Origin of the sequence: Streptomyces sp. CB02058 (assembly GCF_001905505.1) — a bacterium.
Taxonomy (GTDB): Bacteria; Actinomycetota; Actinomycetes; order Streptomycetales; family Streptomycetaceae; genus Streptomyces.
In genome coordinates, this window is sequence record NZ_LIPG01000003.1 from 205979 (window position 1) to 222238 (window position 16260).

General features: G+C 72.6%; 13 protein-coding genes. 6 read left to right on the forward strand and 7 right to left on the reverse strand.

What is annotated here, in order from left to right:
- The first annotated feature begins 14 nt into the window (after positions 1-14).
- The 3 genes from AMK10_RS14605 (at position 15) to AMK10_RS14615 (ending at position 4482) form a co-directional block, all read left to right on the forward strand.
- A complete protein-coding gene (locus AMK10_RS14605) occupies positions 15-1223 on the forward strand; it encodes a CaiB/BaiF CoA transferase family protein (protein WP_073748210.1) in 1209 nt (402 codons plus the stop codon).
- A 46-nt stretch (positions 1224-1269) separates the two neighbouring features.
- Positions 1270-2436 carry an acyl-CoA dehydrogenase family protein gene (locus tag AMK10_RS14610; protein ID WP_073748211.1) on the forward strand — a complete coding sequence of 389 codons (1167 nt, stop codon included), beginning with the start codon at positions 1270-1272 and terminating at the stop codon, positions 2434-2436.
- Between the two features lie 480 nt (positions 2437-2916).
- A complete protein-coding gene (locus AMK10_RS14615) occupies positions 2917-4482 on the forward strand; it encodes a pectate lyase family protein (protein ID WP_073748212.1) in 1566 nt (521 codons plus the stop codon).
- A gap of 174 nt (positions 4483-4656) precedes the next feature.
- Here AMK10_RS14615 and AMK10_RS36560 read toward each other — a convergent pair whose 3' ends face one another.
- From AMK10_RS36560 to AMK10_RS14645, 5 genes are all read right to left on the reverse strand, one after another.
- Complete coding sequence (locus AMK10_RS36560; protein WP_143194954.1) at positions 4657-6180, reverse strand: helix-turn-helix domain-containing protein; 1524 nt, start codon at positions 6178-6180, stop codon at positions 4657-4659.
- Positions 6181-6185: 5 nt separating this feature from the next.
- Positions 6186-7301: an S-methyl thiohydantoin desulfurase domain-containing protein gene (locus AMK10_RS14630; RefSeq protein ID WP_158070872.1), complete on the reverse strand. Its 1116-nt coding sequence runs from the start codon at positions 7299-7301 to the stop codon at positions 6186-6188.
- A gap of 10 nt (positions 7302-7311) precedes the next feature.
- Positions 7312-8391, reverse strand: coding sequence for a DUF917 domain-containing protein (locus tag AMK10_RS14635; protein ID WP_073748214.1), 1080 nt, complete (start codon positions 8389-8391; stop codon positions 7312-7314).
- The gene (locus AMK10_RS14640; protein ID WP_073748215.1) at positions 8384-9946 is read right to left on the reverse strand and encodes a hydantoinase/oxoprolinase N-terminal domain-containing protein; all 1563 of its coding nucleotides are present in this window, start codon (positions 9944-9946) and stop codon (positions 8384-8386) included. Before AMK10_RS14640 ends, AMK10_RS14635 begins: the two co-directional genes overlap by 8 nt.
- A 79-nt stretch (positions 9947-10025) precedes the next feature.
- On the reverse strand, positions 10026-11375 hold the full coding sequence (locus AMK10_RS14645; protein WP_073748216.1) for a purine-cytosine permease family protein: 1350 nt from the start codon (positions 11373-11375) through the stop codon (positions 10026-10028).
- A gap of 350 nt (positions 11376-11725) precedes the next feature.
- Here AMK10_RS14645 and AMK10_RS14650 point away from each other — a divergent pair, with 350 nt between their 5' ends.
- Both AMK10_RS14650 and AMK10_RS14655 read left to right on the forward strand, forming a co-directional pair.
- Positions 11726-12445, forward strand: a complete 720-nt coding sequence (locus AMK10_RS14650) for an aspartate/glutamate racemase family protein (RefSeq protein ID WP_073748217.1) — start codon at positions 11726-11728, stop codon at positions 12443-12445.
- Between the two features lie 46 nt (positions 12446-12491).
- Positions 12492-13718: a cysteine desulfurase-like protein gene (locus AMK10_RS14655; RefSeq protein ID WP_073748218.1), complete on the forward strand. Its 1227-nt coding sequence runs from the start codon at positions 12492-12494 to the stop codon at positions 13716-13718.
- An 89-nt stretch (positions 13719-13807) separates the two neighbouring features.
- Here the strand turns inward: AMK10_RS14655 and AMK10_RS14660 are convergent, their stop codons facing one another.
- The gene (locus tag AMK10_RS14660) at positions 13808-14740 is read right to left on the reverse strand and encodes an SDR family oxidoreductase (protein ID WP_073748219.1); all 933 of its coding nucleotides are present in this window, start codon (positions 14738-14740) and stop codon (positions 13808-13810) included.
- 120 nt (positions 14741-14860) lie between these two features.
- Between AMK10_RS14660 and AMK10_RS14665 the strand changes: the two genes are divergently transcribed.
- A complete protein-coding gene (locus AMK10_RS14665; protein WP_073748220.1) occupies positions 14861-15427 on the forward strand; it encodes a TetR family transcriptional regulator in 567 nt (188 codons plus the stop codon).
- A gap of 38 nt (positions 15428-15465) precedes the next feature.
- On the opposite strand, the gene AMK10_RS14670 is transcribed toward AMK10_RS14665, so the two are convergent.
- Complete coding sequence (locus tag AMK10_RS14670; RefSeq protein ID WP_073748221.1) at positions 15466-16254, reverse strand: IclR family transcriptional regulator; 789 nt, start codon at positions 16252-16254, stop codon at positions 15466-15468.
- Between the last annotated feature and the right edge of the window lie 6 nt (positions 16255-16260).

Genomic DNA, 16260 nt, shown 5'->3' on the forward strand with positions numbered 1-16260 from the left:
CCGGAGGACCACGCATGGCCGAGAACTCCGCGTCCGCCGACGCCCTGCCGCTTTCCGGCATCACGGTCGTGAGCATCGAGCAGGCGGTGGCCGCCCCCTTCGCCACCCGCCAGCTCGCCGATCTCGGAGCCCGTGTGATCAAGGTGGAGCGCCCGGGCGGCGGGGACTTCGCCCGCCGCTACGACACCACGGTGCACGGCGAGTCCAGCTACTTCGTCTGGCTGAACCGCTCCAAGGAGTCGGTGACCCTGGACCTGAAGTCCGAGCGGGGCCGGGAGATCCTGGAGGAACTCCTCGCGCAGGCCGACGTGTTCGTGCAGAACCTCGCACCCGGCGCCGCCGCACGCATGGGCCTGGGCGCCGACGACCTGGCCGAGCGGTTCCCCACGCTGATCCCCTGCTCGGTCACCGGTTACGGTTCGACCGGGCCGTGGGCCGACCGCAAGGCGTACGACCTGCTGGTGCAGTGCCAGACCGGCCTGGTCTCGCTGACCGGCAGCGCCCAGGAGGCGGCGCGGGTCGGGGTCTCCGTCGCCGACATCGCCGCCGGGATGTACGCCTACAGCGGCATCCTCACCGCCCTGTTCACCCGGGCGACCCGCGGCACCGTACGCGCGGTGGAGGTCTCGCTCTTCGAGGCGCTGGCCGAATGGATGAGCCAGCCCGCCTACTACACGGCGTACAGCGGCTCCCAGCCGCCCAGGGTCGGCACCCGGCACGCCACCATCGCCCCGTACGGCACCTACACCGCGGCCGACGGCAAGGACGTCCTGCTCTCCGTGCAGAACGAACGCGAATGGGCGGCCCTGTGCGAGCGGTTCCTCGGCGACCCCGGCCTCACCGGCGACCCGCGCTTCTCCAGCGGATCGGCCCGGGTGAGCCACCGGCAGGAGCTCGACGCGGTGCTGGCCGAGCGGATCGGGGCGTCGGACGGCGACGCGGTGATGAAGGCGCTCGACGCGATCGGCATCGCCAACGCCCCGGTCAACGACGTGAAGCAGTTCCTGGAGCACCCCGTGCTGGCCGGCCGCGACCGCTGGCGCGAGGTGCCGCTCCCCGGCGGCGGGGCCATGACGGCGCTGCTGCCGCCGGTCGACCTGGCCGGGACCACCCCGCGCATGGGTGCCGTACCGGCCCTCGGCGAACACACCGGAACGGTCCTGGAGCAGCTCGGTCACCCGTCCGACCGGATCGACGCCCTGCGGGCCGACGGCGCGATCTGACCCCCCTCGACACCCGAGCAGGACCCCGGCAAGGAGGCCGCCCCGCATGAGCACCCTCGACATCCTGTCCGAGGACGAGCAGTTCATCGTCAGCACGGTGCACGACTTCGTCGACAAGGACATCAAGCCCGTCGCGCAGGAACTCGACCACACCAACACCTACCCCGAGGCCCTCATCGAGAAGATGAAGGAACTCGGCATCTTCGGCCTCGCGGTCCCCGAGGAGTACGGGGGCACTCCGGTGTCGACCCCCTGCTACGTCCTGATCACCGAGGAGCTGGCCCGGGGCTGGATGAGCCTGGCCGGAGCCATGGGCGGACACACCGTCGTCGCCAAACTGCTGCTGCGCTTCGGCACCGAGGAGCAGAAGCGGCGCTACCTGCCGAGGATGGCCACCGGGGAGGTCAGGGCGACCATGGCCCTGACCGAGCCGGGCGGCGGCTCGGACCTCCAGGCCATGCGCACCGTCGCCCGCAGGGACGGCGACGCCTACGTCGTCGACGGGGCGAAGACCTGGATCACCAACTCGCGCCGCTCGCAGCTGATCGCGCTGCTGTGCAAGACGGACCCGCAGGCGTCCCCCGCGCACCAGGGGATCTCCATCCTGCTCGTGGAGCACGGACCCGGGCTGACCGTCTCCCGCGATCTGCCCAAGCTGGGCTACAAGGGGGTGGAGAGCTGCGAGCTGTCCTTCGAGGGCTACAGGGCGCCGGCCGACGCCGTGCTCGGCGGGGTCGAGGGGCATGGTTTCGGCCAGATGATGAAGGGCCTGGAGACCGGCCGCCTCCAGGTCGCCGCCCGCGCGCTCGGCGTCGGCCGGGCCGCGCTGGAGGACTCCCTCGCCTACGCCCAGGAGCGGGAGTCGTTCGGCAAGCCGATCTGGAAGCACCAGTCCGTCGGCAACTACCTCGCCGACATGGCCACCTCGCTCACGGCGGCCCGCCAGCTCACCCTGTATGCCGCCCGCGAGGCGGACGCCGGACGCCGGGTGGACATGGAGGCCGGCATGGCCAAGCTGTTCGCCTCCGAGACGGCCATGCAGATCGCCCTCAACGCCGTGCGCATCCACGGTGGTTACGGCTACTCGACCGAGTTCGACGTGGAGCGCTACTTCCGTGACGCACCGCTGATGATCGTCGGCGAGGGCACCAACGAGATCCAGCGCAACGTCATCGCGAGCCAGCTGGTCAAGCGAGGAGGGCTCGACGCGTGAGCGTCGTCGACGCCGTCCCGCAGCTCACCGAGGTGTTCAGGACCCGAAAGGGCTGACCCCGCGAGCCGCCCCCATTCCGGGACGCCCCTCCCCAAAACCACCCGCCAGACAGGGTCAACTGCCCTTTTCCGGCGGGTGGTTGCTCGTGCCTCCCGAATCTTTCTTACGTGTCATGAACCTTGTCAGCTCGCCTCGGGCCGCTCTATTGTCGCGGACAGAAAGCGCTTTCCCCCTTCCTGAACGCCGTTCCGGTGGAAGCGTCCGACGCGGTGGCTCCCGTGGCGGTCGCGCATGAGCCGCCACCGGTCCGGCACAGGGCTTCACCAGGGAAGCCGGCTCCGCCGCACCACGCATGGCACACGTCATCGCGCGGCCGGCGCCGGCGGCCTCGCACGTCCGGGCAGCGGTGCGTTCGTTGCCCGATCGCATTCAGCGGCACCACCCAGCATGCGAAGACGAATGACGAATGGGGACACGAACATGAGACGACCAGTCGCACGGCGGCTTCTCGCGGCCACGGCCACCCTGGCCATGGCGGGAGCCACCGCAGTCGTTCTGACGATGCCCGAGGCATCGGCGGCGGTGAGCGGAAGCGCCACCGGTTACGCGACTCAGAACGGCGGGACCACCGGAGGTGCGGGCGGCCAGACCGTGCGGGCCACCACCGGGACCGCGATCCACACGGCCCTGTGCACCCGGGCCAGCAGCAGCACCCCGATCACCATCGAGGTCGAGGGCACGATCAACCACGCCAACACCGCCAAGGTGTCGGGCGACAGCTGCAACACCGCGGCCGGGGTGATCGAGCTCAAGCAGATCAGCAACGTCACGATCGTCGGTGTCGGCAGCGGTGCGGTCTTCGACCAGCTGGGCATCCACATCCGTGAGTCCAGCAACATCATCATCCAGAACGTGACCGTCAAGAACGTCAAGAAGTCGGGCTCGCCCACCTCCAACGGCGGTGACGCCATCGGCATGGAGAGCGACGTCCGCAACGTCTGGGTCGACCACACGACCCTGGAGGCGTCCGGCGGTGAGTCGGAGGGCTACGACGGCCTCTTCGACATGAAGGACAACACGCAGTACGTGACCCTGTCCTACAGCACCCTGCGCAACTCCGGGCGTGGCGGCCTCGTCGGGTCCAGCGAGACGGAGCTCTCCAACGGCTTCATCACGTACCACCACAACCTGTACGAGAACATCGACTCCCGTGCGCCCCTGCTGCGCGGCGGAATCGCCCACATGTACAACAACTACTACGTGAAGCTCAACGAGTCCGGCATCAACTCCCGGGCCGGGGCGAAGGCCAAGGTCGACAACAACTACTTCAAGGACTCCAAGGACGTCCTGGGTACGTTCTACACGGACGCGGCCGGATACTGGCAGGTCAGCGGCAACACGTTCGACAACGTGACCTGGTCGGCCCGCGGCACCGAGAACAACCCCGCCGGCCCGAACCCCACCTCCAACACCAGCGTCAGCATCCCCTACGCCTTCGCGCTCGACGCCACGAACTGCGTGCCCGCCGTCGTGACCGCGACCGCCGGCGCCAACAAGGGGCTGAAGGTGTCGGACGGCAGCTGCTCGCCGACGACGCCGAGCCCGACGCCGACCACGCCCAACCCCACGACCCCCACGCCCGACCCGACCACGCCGACGCCGGACCCGACCACGCCGAGCGGGACCAACCTCAGCCTCGGCGCGGGCGCCGACGGCTCCAGCAAGGCCGACGGGACGAGCTACGGCAATGTGCGCGACGGTGACCTGAGCACCTTCTGGTCCCCGGCGGGCTCGACCGGGTCCGTCTCGGTCAAGTGGGGCACCGCCACCTCCGTAGCGAAGATCAACATCCGGGAGGCCTCGGGTTCCACCGGCGCCATCGGCTCCTGGCGGGTCCTCAACGGTGACACCGGTGCCGTCCTGAAGTCCGGCAGCGGCGCGGGCACCATCTCGTTCACCGCGACGTCGCTCAAGAAGATCACCTTCGAGATCACCGGATCGACGGGGACGCCGAAGGTCGCCGAGTTCGAGACGTACGCCGGATAACGGCGTGGTCCCGGCGTCCGTCCGGGACCTGTGATCCCCGGAGAGCTCCGGGGACCGGAAAGCGGGAGGCAGCGGCCGGGACCGCGGCTCGCTGCCCATCGCCCGCAACGGGGGCCGTCCGACACGACGGCCCCCGTTCCCGTGCCACGGCCCGTTCCCGTGCCACGGCCCGTTTCAGAGCGCCCGGCAGGCCATCTGCAGGGCCAGACGGCGGCTCGGATCGTCCAGGTCGACGCCCAGCCGCTCCCTGACCTGGCGCAGCCGCGCCGACACGGTGTTGCGGTGCAGACCGAGGGCCCGCGCGGTGCCCGTCGCGGAACCGCCGTTCTCCAGGAACACCCGCAAGGTGGTCAGCAGATGGGCCTGGTCGGGGGAGCGCAGCGGAGCGAGGGCCGTCTCCGCGAAGGCACGGGTGACATCGGACTGCTGCCAGGTCGCCAGCAGACGGCTCACGCCGAGCTCGTCCGTGTGCTCGACGGCCGGGCGGAACTCCCTGGCCCGGGCCAGCTGGGCCGCGTTGTTCGCCTCGTCGAGCGTGTCCGCCAGACCGCCGGGACCCTGGTGGGGCCAGCCGATGCCCGCCACCAGCTCTCCGCGCGAGGGGAGTTCGGCGAGCGCGCGGCGCGCCAGGCGCAGCAGCCGGCGCGGGTCGTCCGGGGCGGGCCGCCGCACGCTGCTCGTCCAGGCCGCCCAGGCTCCCTCGTGCACGGTGACGGTCTGCGCGTCGAGGCCGTGCCGCGAGAGCGCGGCGGTCAGTTCGGCGGCGTCGGTGCCGGGCGGACCCGGGCCGTCGGCCAGGACGCGGAGCCCGACGTGCCAGTCCTCCAGCCGCCAGCCGAGGGCGACGGCCCGCTCGACCACCCCGCGGCTGACGGTGGCCCCGCCGGCGAGGACCTCCTCCAGCAGCCGCAGGCGCGCGGCGGTGTCGTGGTCCGCCCGGGTGCGTGCGGCGCCGAGCCAGGACCGGACGAAGGGTTCCAGGACCGCCAGACCCAGCGCGACCGTGTCGGCCCGCGCGCTGTCGGCACGGTCGTACGGCCAGACCAGCCAGGCGCCGACGGGGGCGGGGCGTGACGGTTCGTCACCGCCGGACGGATGGACGGGGTGGGCGACCAGACGCGCGGTGCGCTGTGGAACGGCCAGCTCCGCGCGCAGGGTTCCGAGCAGCGGCACGGGGTCCCCGAGGATCACACTGCCGTCCGGGGTGAGCAGGCTGATGTCCGCCGCGAGCACGTCACGTGCCGCCGCCAGCAGGTCGGGGCCCTGCGTACGGGTGCCGAGCCGGCGCACCAGGGTCTCCACTGCGCGGGCCCGCAGGACCTCGGGCGCGCGGACGCGGAGGGTGAGGTCGAGCGCCAGCCGGAACGGGTCCTCGGTCACCGCCCACAGCACCGGGATGCGCAGCCGGTCGGCGAGACGGATCGCGGAGAGCGGCGGCCTGTCCGCGCGGGTCGTCATGACGCACAGGGCGGCGGCTCCGGCCTCCTGCGACCGGCGGACGAGCGAGTCCAGGCGATAGGCGGGGGTGGTGTCACCCGCGTCGCAGACCACCAGATGCCCGGCCACGTCGAAGGGGGTGGTCCGGTGCGACGTCACATCGGTGACCTGGCGTTCCAGGCCGGCGTGCCCCGCGAGGGTCCGCGCGCCGCTCAGCAGGGGGTCGGCGAGCAGGTCGGCCACCGTGGGCCCCGCCGTCACGGCCGTCACCTTCCCCGCCCCGCGTCGGCGTGGCCGCGCGGACGAGGAGGTTCCATGTCCAGGTCGAGGCCGAAGGCGGCGGGCCCGACGAGCGCGGCACCGGCATCGGGCCAGTCGTAGAGGGCGGGCAGACGGACCAGCGTCAGGTCCTGGCCCGTACGGATCTGGTCGGAGCGCAGCGGGTGGCGCCCGCTCGGATCGACGGCCGCGATGATCTGCGGGCTCGCGGCCCGTACGACCCCGTCCACCGTCACCGCCAGGAACTCGTCGAGCAGGTCCACGCGCACCACCGCGCCGCTGCCCCGGTCGACGAGCGTGACCGCGCCCGGCAGCTGTCCGTGACGCGGAACGATCTCCTCGGCACGGCCCGCCGCCAGCAGATCCCCGCCGAGGGCGGCCGCGAGTCCCCGCGGAGTGAGACCGGGGTCCTCGACGGCCGCGCGGAACCGGCCGCCCAGCTCCAGGCAGGCGCTGACCGATCCGCCCACCCCGATCCGGGCGAGCCGCCCCGCCTCCACGGGGTGGACGGCCAGCGCGGCGGCTCCGCCGAGCGCGAGCACGTTCGCCCGGAGCAGGGGTTCCGCGAGCCGGGGGGAGCAGTGGGGTACGACGACGGTGTCGCCGCCGGGGCCCACCAGCACGAGGGGCTGCGGGGCCAGGCCGTGCAGGGCGGCCACGGTCTGGTCGATGCGGGGGAAGGCACGCCCCATCAGGTCGCCGTCCACGAGCGGCAGCCCGGTGCGACGGGCGGCCAGCGCGGCGACGACGGCGTTGAGGCCGCCGATCTCCAGCACCCCCACGGCACCGGCCGGGGCTCCGGCCGCTTCGGCCGCCGTACGCACGGCGGCGGCGAAGTCGTCGGGGTTGACGAGCCGTTCCGCGAGCACGTCCGGAGCGCCGACGACGCCGACGTGCACCACGAGGGCGCCGGGAGGCAGCGCCGCCGCCGGTACGTACGGAAGGGGCGCCCCGGCGAGCATCCGGCGCAGCAGCAGCGCGCCGGTGCCGACCTCGCCACCGCCGCCGGAGCCGAGCAGGGTGGCTCCGGCGGCCAGATCGCCCACCTGTTCCGCGGACAGCCGGTGCGGGGCGGGGCCGGGGGATGAGGGGTGCGGCGTCACCCTTCGATCATCACACTTCGACGGCCGGCAGCGGCACGTACGCGTGCTCGTACCCGAAATAGCCGGGTCCCGCCAGGGCGAGTCCCTCGGGGGTGCGCCAGCGCGGGTCGCAGGGCACGCCGAGGACGCTGACCCGCAGGCCGTACCGGAGGGTCTCGGTGGTGACCGGCTCCCCGGTGTCGGTGTCCAGGACGCAGATCAGGTCGGGCACGCTGACGACGACCTCGCCGTCCCGGGTGGCCACGAGATTCTCGTTCTGGAAGGAGAGCTCCAGGGCCGATCCCGCGTCCCCGGCCACCCCGGCGAGCCGGGCGGACCCCCGGGCGAAGCCTCCGCTGGTGGTGCGGATGACGTCGCCGACCTTGCCGGTGAAGACATGGTGCCCGCCCAGAACCTCCGCCGCAGCGGCCACGGGGTCGGCGTGCCCCTCGCGCGCCTCGCGGATGGCGCGGCCGATCCGCTCGCACAGCGTCATCGTGCCGGGCACCATCAGGTCCTTGACCTGCCGTCCCGTCAGGACGTACAGGCTGACCGCCGCGCTGCAGCCCATCTCCACGGTCGAGGCGCGGGCGAGGCGTTCGGCCCAGGCGTTGTCGGGCGTACGCAGACTCACGGCGTTGCCGCGCTCGTCGGCGAGGGCCATCGGGGACGCCTTCACACCGCCGAGGGTCGGCAGCAGCATCTGGAGTTCGGGGAAGGCGCGGCCCATGCCGTCGGCGTCGATCAGCGGGATGCCCGCCTCGGCCGCGGCGACGAACGGGGTCATGGAGTTCAGGCCGCCCGCCTCGATGGACACCGTGTGGGTGGCCTTTTGGCCGAGGAGGTCCTCGATGGCGCGCATCGCGTTCAGGACCTCGTCGCCGGCGGGCAGCTTCTCCAGCATCACGGTGGGCGCGCCCATGAAGGCCGTGGGGATGACCAGGGCGTCGTCCTCGATCTCGTCCACGTCCAGGAGGGTGACCGGCCCGTGCGCGGCGAGCGCCTGCTGGGCGAGGAGCCTGCCGACGAAGGGGTCCCCGCCACCGCCGGTGCCGAGGACGGCGGCGCCGCGTGCCAGGTCGGGCAGGTTCTCGGCAGTGATCTCACGCATCGTGGCCTCCCAGGCTCAGTTCTCCGACAGCCTTGACCCGGATGCGCGCGGCGTTGCCGGGAAGGTAGGCGAGCGGTACTTCCTCCACGTCGACGATCTCCACCGACGCGGGGCGCGCGCCGGCCGCGACGGCGCGGTCGACGGCCTCCTGGCGGGCCTCGTCGAGGACGGCGTCCCGCTGCTGGGGCGTGACCGAGTAGACCCGGTCGACCTCGCCGCCCACCTGGGCGATCGCCGCGCCGATGGCATTGGCCACGGCGAAGTGGTCGGGCCGCACCACGTGCGAGGCTCCCGCGAGGTCCTCGGGCACCAGGATGCTGCCGCCGCCGACGGCGACGACGGGCACCGGTTCGGCGGAGGCGCGCATCCGGTCGACGACCTCGGCGAGCCGGTCGTCGATGATCCGGAGCGCGGCGTCGACCGTCGAGCGGTCCAGGTGCGCGACGAGCGACGGATCGCCGACCTCGGCGCGGCCCGCGGCCACCGCGATGTCGGTGGCGGTCAGCCTGCCGCCGCCGAAGACGAGCGCCTCCTCGGTGAGCCGGTAGCCCACGCTCGCGGGGCCGACGGCCGTCCCGGACGGCCCGTCGAGCACATGACTGCCACCGCCGATGCCGATCGACAGCACGTCGGGCATGCGGAAGTTGGTCTGCACACCGGCCACGGTGACGTCGGTGGACGCCTCGCGGGGGAAGCCGTTGCGCAGGATGCCGACGTCACTGGTGGTGCCGCCGATGTCGACGACCGCGCAGGAACGCAGCCTGGACAGGAAGGCGGCGCCCCGCATGGAGTTGGTCGGGCCGGACGCGAACGTCGCCACGGGGTAGCGGCGGGCGTAGTCGACGTCCATCAGCGTGCCGTCGTTCTGGCTGAGGAAGACCGGGGCGGTGATGCCCGCCTCGGCGACCGTACGGCTCAGCCCGGTGGCCACCTGGTCGGCCAGGTCCCGCAGGGCCGCGTTGATGACGGTGGCGTTCTCCCTGCCCAGGAGGCCCATGCGGCCGATCTCGTGCGACAGGCTGACCGGGGCGCCCGGCAGCTGCTCGGCGATGATCTCCGCGGCACGGGTCTCGAACTCGGCGTTCACCGGGGAGAACACCGAGGACAGCGCGAACGAGGTCGCCCCGGCGTCGGCGGCCTTGGCCAGGACGTCCCTGAACTCCCGCTCGTCGAACGGGGCGATGGGGCTGCCGTCGTACTCGTGGCCACCGTGGCAGAGATAACTGTGGCCCCCGATCGCGGCGGTCAGCCGGGTGGGCCAGTCCACCAGCGGCGGCAGGGCGCGGGTGGCGGGGAGGCCGAAGCGGATGGCGGCGGTCTGCGCCAGCCGCTCGCCCTCCACCAGCGCGTTGATGAAGTGGGTGGTGCCGATCATCACCGCGTGCACGGCGGCCGGGTCGAAGCCCGTGGCCTGGCGCAGATCGCGGATGGCGGCGACGATGCCGCCCGTGACGTCGGCGGTGGTGGACGCCTTCACGGCGCCCAGCACCTGTTCGCCGTCGACGAGTACGGCGTCCGTGTTGGTGCCGCCCACGTCGATGCCCAGTCGGAGCATGTGGGTTGTCCTTTCTCGTTGTGCCCGGCCGGGCAGGGCCGCGCGGGTCCGGCCCGGCCGGGTGCGGCCGGCGGTGTCGTCAGGCGGTCCGGGGCTCGGCGGCGCCGGGCACGGGGTCCGGCTCCCCATCGTCGGTCGCGACGGTGCCGGTCCCGCGGATCAGGCCGAGGCGGGCCGCCGCGGTGTAGAGCACGAAGGCGACGACCACCGAGTTGATCGAGGGCAGACCCCAGTCCACGTACTTGCCCACGACGGCGGCCACGGCCCAGATGCCGAGCGACGCCGGGACCCAGGAGGGCGCGCTCGGCGGGAGGGAACCCGAGGGGCGGCTCTCGTCGAGCGGGGCGCGGAAGACCCGGGAGACGAAGTACTCGGCGACCATGATTCCGGCGATCGGCGGGAAGAGGACCCCCAGCAGATTGAGGAAGCCGGTGAAGCTGTCGAGCACCCCGGCCGCGCCGAGCAGGGAGCCGGTGACGCCCACGACCACCGTGACGGCGGCGCGGCTCACCTTCCTGCCGAAGGCCTGCCGGACGAAGTTGACCACGCCGAGGGAGGCCGCGTAGAGGTTCCAGTCGTTCACCTTGATGGTGGCCGCGACGATGATGAGCGTCCCGAGGAAGCCCGAGGTGGAGGTGACGATCGCGATCACGTCGTTGGTACGCAGCGCGAGGGCGAGCAGCACGCCGATGAGCCCGATGACGTACTCGCCGACCGATATGCCCACGACCGTCTGCTTGACCACGTCGCCCCGGGTGCGGTTGAAGCGGCTCATGTCCGGGGTGATCACCGCGCCCACGATGAAGCCGCCCGCGACGATGGTGGTGCCCTGGAGCAGCGAGAGCGGCGGCCCCGCGGGCTGCGCGGAGGTCAGTGCGCCGAGGTCGTGCTTGCCCAGCTCCACGGCGATGGACCAGCCGGCCATCAGCAGGAAGGCCGGCACGGTGATGTAGGCGGCCCAGGCCATCGACCCGACGCCGTAGACGACGATCGCGGTGATGACCAGTCCGCAGATCAGGGACCAGGCCCAGCCGGGCAGACCGCCCACGAGGTCGACGAGCCCCTCCGCGGAGACGGCGTTCTGGATGCCGAACCAGCCGACGGCGCTGATGCTGATCGCCAGCCCGATCAGTGAGGCGCCGCCGGTGCCGAAGCCGGTCCAGCGGGCGAGCAGCGAGGTGGACATGCCCTCCCGCTGCCCGGCGATGCCGGTGAAGATCGTCAGGACCTCCAGGACGACCGCGCCCAGCGTGATGGCCAGTACGGCGTTCCAGAAGGTCATGCCGAAGCCGAGGGTGGCGCCGATGAGAAAACTGGCCAGGGTGCTGAGCTGGCCGAAGCGCTGGGTCGCCACCGAGAACCAGTGGTACCGGGCGCCCGAGGGGACGCGGGCCAGCGCGTAGTCGTCGTGTCCTGCGGATGACGCCATGAGCACTCCAGGGGACGTATGGGAGCGGTTCCGGTGAGGCTATGGCCGCCGGTCCAGCCGGTCACGGTGCGATGTGCACAGGAAGTGCGGCGGAGGAGGGCAGTGTGCACCGCAGAGATCAGGCCAGGAGAACCCTGTGATCCGTGCGAGCGACGAGGGCCGTGAGGGACGGGAGCGCCCCAGGAGCGGGAGAGCTGCGACGGCTGCGGAAGCCGCGACGCGCCGGATCAGGTCTCCACTGTGCAGGGCGCACTCCCGTACCGCCGCGACAGGGCGCCGCGCACCTTGTGAGGCCACCGCCGCCGGGCGCAGCCTGCTCGGAAAGCTGTCCGTCCTCACCTGGAGGTCCTGTGAAGCTCACGGTCGTGCTCCCCGTCATCACCGACACGTTCACCGAGGAGGTCCGCAAGGAGGTGGCGGCCTGGGCATCGCCCGGTACGGAGATCGACGTGCGCCGCATCGCGCGCGGCACCGACTCCATCGAGTCGGAGTACGACGAGGCACTCGCCGGCCCCGGCATCCTCGACGCCGTCCGTGAGGCGGCCGAGGACGGCGCGGACGCCGTCTTCGTCAGCTGCTTCGCCGACCCCGCGGTGCGCGCCGCCAGGGAGATCGTGGACATCCCCGTGGTCGGCGGGTTCGAGCCCGCCGTCCTCTCGGCCCTCTCGCTCGGCGAGCGCGCGGGAGTGATCACCGTGCTGCCGAACGTCCTGCCGATGCTCCACGGACTCGTACGGCGGCACGGTCTGACGGAGCGGATCGGCTCGATCCGGTCCGTGGACATCCCCGTCCTGGATCTCGGTCCCGGCGAACGGCTGCTGGACGCCCTCACCGCACAGGCCAGGGCCGCGATCGACGCGGGCGAGGCCGATGTGATCGTGCTCGGCTGCACCGGGATGCTGGGCGTGAGCAGCGCGCTCCAGGAGCGGCTCGCCCTGGACGGGCCCTTCGTGCCGGTCGTCGACCCGACCGGCGCTGCCATCATGAGCCTGGAGTCCCTGGTGCGGCTCGGGGTACGCCCGAGCCGTGTCAGCTACCTGCCGCCCAGGGCGAAGGAGCGCGTCGGCTGATCCCCGCCGCTCCGTCCGCCCGCCCCATCCCCCTTCGGAGTGCCCCTTGAGCAGTGAGACCAACGAGACCGGCGCCACCCTCGACGTGCAGGCGATCCGTTCCTGCTTCCCCGCGCTGAAGGCGGGCACCGCCCGCTTCGACGCCCCCGGAGGCACGCAGACGCCTCAGCAGGTGATCGACGCCATCAGCGAGGCCCTCACCCGTCCGCTCGCCAACCGGGGGGCGCTCACGGAGGGCGCCCGCAACGCCGAGGCGATCGTCGTCGGAGCGCGCCGGGCCCTGGCCGATCTGCTCGGTTCGGAGCCGGAGGCCGTGGTGTTCGGCCGCAGCGCCACCCAGCTCGTCTACGACCTGGCGCGCACCATGGCCAAGGACTGGGGCCCGGGCGACGAGGTGGTGGTCTCCCGGCTCGACCACGACTCGAACATCCGGCCCTGGGCACAGGCGGCGGAGGCGGTGGGCGCGACCGTCCGCATGGCCGACTTCGACCCCGCCACGGGCGAGCTGGGCACCGCGCACATCGAGGCCGTGCTGTCCGAGCGGACCCGGCTGGTCGCCGTCACGGCCGCCTCCAACCTCATCGGCACCTGCCCGGACATACCCGCCGTCGCGGACCTGGTGCACCGCACCGGCGCGCTTCTCCACGTCGACGCGGTGCACTACGCCTCGCACGCCACGGTGGACGTCGTGGGGCTCGGCGCGGACACCCTGGTCTGTTCGCCGTACAAGTTCCTCGGACCGCATCTCGGTGTGCTGACGGGCCGCCGGGAGCTGCTCCTCGGCCTGCGGCCGGACAAGCTCCTGCCCTCCAGCGACGAGGTGCCCGAGCGTTTCGAACTGGGCACGCTGCCCTACGAACTGCTGGCCGGGGCGACGGCGGCCGTGGACTTCCTCGCCGGTCTCACCCCCGGCGCCGGGAGCCGGCGGGAGGCTCTGGTCCGCGCGTTCACGGCGCTCACCGCACACGAGGACCGGCTGAGCGCCCGCATCGAGAAGGGCCTGGCGTCGCTGGACGGCGTCACGGTGTACTCCCGGGCGGCGCGGCGCACCCCGACCACCCTGTTCACGGTGGCGGGGAAGCAGCCGGGCGAGGTCTCCCGGCTCCTCGCCGAGCGCGGTGTGGACGCCCCCTCCGGATCGTTCTACGCACTGGAGGCGTCCCGGCGGCTCGGCCTCGGCGACGAGGGCGGCGTACGCGTCGGTCTCGCGCCGTACACGAGCGACGAGGACATCGACCGGCTCCTCGACGCGCTCGACGTGCCGCGCGTCTGACGTACCGTCGAGCACCGGCGCGGGGCGGCCTCCACGAACCCCGCGCCGGTGCTCGACGGCCCGGGTCCGCCGCCCGATCCGCTCCTGGCTCAGGCGGGCGGCTCCGTGAAGTAGTGGCCCTCGTCCAGGTCGTCGAGCAGTCCCGGCCGCGTCGGCCGCCACCCCGTCAGCTCGCGGGTCAGCGTGCTGGAGGCCGGGACGTCGTTCGCCACGTAGGTGGCCAGCCAGCCGAAGTGGGCGCTCGCGTCCTCCGGGGGGACGGAGACCACGGGCAGGTCCAGACGGCGGCCGATGACCCCGGCGATCTCGCGCAGGGGAACGCCCTCGTCCGCGACCGCGTGCAGGGTCGATCCCGCGGGGGCGTTCTCCACCGCGAGCCGGAAGAGGTGTGCGGAGTCGAGGCGGTGCACGGCGGGCCAGCGGTTGGCCCCGTCACCGATGTAGCCCGAGACGCCCTTCTCGCGGGCGATGGCGACCAGGACCGACAGGAAGCCCGGGTCCCCCTCGCCGTAGTTGGTCGGGGGGAGCCGCACGACCGAGGCGCGGACGCCCCGGGAGGCGTAGGAGAGTGCCAGTTCGGCGGTGGCCGCGCGGGCCGCGGGACCACTTGCATCGGTCAGACCCGGGCCATGCCCGTCCCGCTCGGTCAGCAGACGGCCGGACTCCGGCCAGGGAAGCCCGGTCCCGGAGGCGATCACGAGGGGCCGTCCGGAATCCGCGAGCGTCTCTCCGAGCGCCTCGACGACGCGGCGGTCGGTGTCCGCCGCACCCTGGAAGTCCCCGGAGAAGGCGACGTCGTGCTTGAAGGCGAGGTGGATGACGCCGTCCGACACCGCGGCCCCGTCCTGGACGGTGTCGAGGTCGTCGAGCGTGCCGCGGAGCACCTCGGCCCCGGCGGCGGTGAGGGCGTCGGCCGAGGCGTCGGAGCGCGCCAGCCCGACGACCTGATGGCCCGCGCCGATGAGGCCGGGAACCACGGCGGAGCCGATCCAGCCGGACGCACCTGTGACGAGAACACGCATGGGAAAGCCCTCCGATTGACCGAACCGTGAGCGCCGCGGGGTGCGGCGACGGGTTGATGTCAGTTGATGACATCAACCGTACACCTGATGACAGTGACTGTCATCGCGTACGATCAAGGCATGAGTCGATGGGAGCCGAACGCGCGCGGGCGGCTGGAGCAGGCAGCGCTGGAGCTCTACGGCGAGCGGGGGTTCGAGCAGACCACCGTGAAGGAGATCGCGAAGCGGGCCGGTCTCACCGAGCGCACGTTCTTCCGGCACTTCGCGGACAAGCGCGAGGTCCTGTTCCCGGGCGACAGCCCGCTCCGGGAGCTGCTGGTCGGCGCGGTCGCCGACGCCCCCGCGTCCGCCGCGCCGATCGACGCCGTGGCGGCGGCCCTGGAGGCCGTCTCCGGTCTCTTCCAGGAGCGGCGGGAGCTGGCCAGGCAGCGCCAGACGGTCATCGCCGCCCATCCCGAACTCCAGGAACGCGAGCTGATCAAGCTGGCGTCACTGTCCTCCGGGCTCGCCGAGGCGCTGCGGCTGCGCGGTGTCACGGAACCGGCCGCGAGCCTGGCGGCCGAGGCGGGGATGGCCGTCTTCAGGATCGCGTTCGCGCGCTGGATCGCCGAGGACGGCGGCCCCGACTTCTCCGTGTTCGTCCATGAGTCGCTGGACGCGCTGAAGGCCGTGACCGCCGGCCGGTGACGGCGCGCGTCCCCAGCGGGCGGTGGCCCGCTGGTCGTTCAGCGCCAGTCGGGTGCGCCGGGCGCCGGTGACCTGGCGCTCTCGATCTTCGACCTGATCTCCCGCATGACCGCCACGACCCGGGCCTCGTGCTTCGCACTGAGCCGCGCCACCGGTACCGAGCAGCTGATGGCGTCCACGGCCGGCGCGTCGTAGCGCAGGGCGAAGCCGAAGCCGGCGATGCCGGTCACCGTCTCCTCGCGGTCGATGGAGTAGCCGCGCTCGCGTATCGCGGCGAGGTCGGCGAGCAGGGTGGCGCGCTCCGTGTGCGTGTTCCCGGTGAAGGCCTCCAGCGGGCCCTCGGGGAGCGGCAGCCCGTCCTCCGGGTGCTCGGCGAGCAGCGCCTTGCCCAGCGCCCCGGCGTGGGCCGGGATCCGGCGCCCGACGCGGCTGATGGTGCGCAGGTACTCGTGGGACTCGCGCGTCGCGAGGTAGACGACGTTGGGGCCGTCGAGCCTGGCCAGGTGGATGGTCTCGCCGAGCGCGTCCGACGCCTCGTCGAGAAACCGGCGGGCCGCGCGCACATGCGGGTCGCTGTCCAGATAGCTCGTGCCCGTGTGCAGGGCGCGGATGCCGATGCCGTACAGCGAGCCCGTCGTGTCGGTGCGCACCCAGCCGCAGTCGACGAGGGTCCGCAGGAGCTGGTACATGCTGCTGCGCGGTACGCCCAGTTCCTCGGCGAGTTCGTCGAGCCGGGCCGGCCGGTCGCCCCGGGCGGCGAGGAGTTCGAGCAGTGCGACGGTGCGGGACGCCGACTTCACGCCACGGACACCACTGTTCTCCGGCATGGGCAC

What these genes read in the sequence shown, in the direction of transcription:
- AMK10_RS14645 (WP_073748216.1), bottom strand. Translation starts at nt 11,375, where the DNA reads ATGGCGTCATCCGCAGGACACGACGACTACGCGCTGGCCCGCGTCCCC.
- AMK10_RS14670 (WP_073748221.1), bottom strand. Translation starts at nt 16,254, where the DNA reads ATGCCGGAGAACAGTGGTGTCCGTGGCGTGAAGTCGGCGTCCCGCACC.
- AMK10_RS14660 (WP_073748219.1), bottom strand. Translation starts at nt 14,740, where the DNA reads ATGCGTGTTCTCGTCACAGGTGCGTCCGGCTGGATCGGCTCCGCCGTG.
- AMK10_RS14615 (WP_073748212.1), top strand. Translation starts at nt 2,917, where the DNA reads ATGAGACGACCAGTCGCACGGCGGCTTCTCGCGGCCACGGCCACCCTG.
- AMK10_RS14640 (WP_073748215.1), bottom strand. Translation starts at nt 9,946, where the DNA reads ATGCTCCGACTGGGCATCGACGTGGGCGGCACCAACACGGACGCCGTA.
- AMK10_RS14610 (WP_073748211.1), top strand. Translation starts at nt 1,270, where the DNA reads ATGAGCACCCTCGACATCCTGTCCGAGGACGAGCAGTTCATCGTCAGC.
- AMK10_RS14605 (WP_073748210.1), top strand. Translation starts at nt 15, where the DNA reads ATGGCCGAGAACTCCGCGTCCGCCGACGCCCTGCCGCTTTCCGGCATC.
- AMK10_RS14665 (WP_073748220.1), top strand. Translation starts at nt 14,861, where the DNA reads ATGAGTCGATGGGAGCCGAACGCGCGCGGGCGGCTGGAGCAGGCAGCG.
- AMK10_RS14635 (WP_073748214.1), bottom strand. Translation starts at nt 8,391, where the DNA reads ATGCGTGAGATCACTGCCGAGAACCTGCCCGACCTGGCACGCGGCGCC.